Origin of the sequence: Desulfocucumis palustris (assembly GCF_002933875.1) — a bacterium.
Classification (GTDB): Bacteria; Bacillota; Desulfotomaculia; order Desulfotomaculales; family Desulfocucumaceae; genus Desulfocucumis; species Desulfocucumis palustris.
The window spans coordinates 1-737 of sequence record NZ_BFAV01000132.1 but is presented as its reverse complement, the minus strand read 5'-3'; the positions used below and the strand labels follow the sequence as shown (position 1 = coordinate 737).

General features: G+C 49.8%; 1 protein-coding gene. It reads left to right on the top strand.

Annotated features, from left to right (window positions below; genetic code table 11):
• Positions 1–25: 25 nt before the first annotated feature.
• On the top strand, positions 26–737 hold a 712-nt coding region (locus tag DCCM_RS11695), incomplete at its 3' end, for a pyruvate formate lyase family protein (protein ID WP_305791397.1).

Below are 737 nucleotides of genomic sequence, written 5' to 3'. Positions count from 1 at the left end.
TCCGGCTATTATCAAAAGGGCGAAGTTGTTTGAGTATATTGTCGAAAACAAGACCCTGTACATTGACGACAACTTTTTTGTCGGCAGTGTGGCTCAATATGTAGCGGGAGTTTATCCGTACCCCGAATGGAATGTCGACTGGATGAAGGATAATGAAGGAAAAGCACTTAGTCACCTGGGCGAGATGAATATCTCCGACGAGGATAGGAATATTTTTGGAGAAATAGTTAAATACTGGGACGAGCGCTGCATCTACAACCAGGCCAATAAGCTTTTCGAGGAGATTTACGGTTACAGTTCCTTGCCTGCCCAGGATACAGGACTCTTTTATGACGGCAACTCCTGGCCCGCCGGGGGAGGGACTATGAATTACAACCTGGTCCTGGTCAAGGGTCTAGGCGGCATCATCGAGGAAGTCAAAGAACGGCTGGCGGCTCTGAAAGTAAACAGTGAAGACAGGAAAAAGCGCAATTTTTATACAGCACTTTTAATCACACTCGGGGCGGTTAACCGCTTGGCGTACCGGTATGTTGAACTGGCCAGAAAAATGGCAGCCGAAGAGAAGAATTACGAGCGCCGTCAGGAATTGCTGGAAATAGCTGATATATGTGAGTGGGTGCCCGAGCATCCGGCGCGGACCTTCAAGGAGGCCTTGCAGAGCTTCCTCCTGATCCACCTTTGCCTGGAGATGGAGGTAACCGGCTGCGGGTATTCCCTCGGATACTGGGGGCAGTACA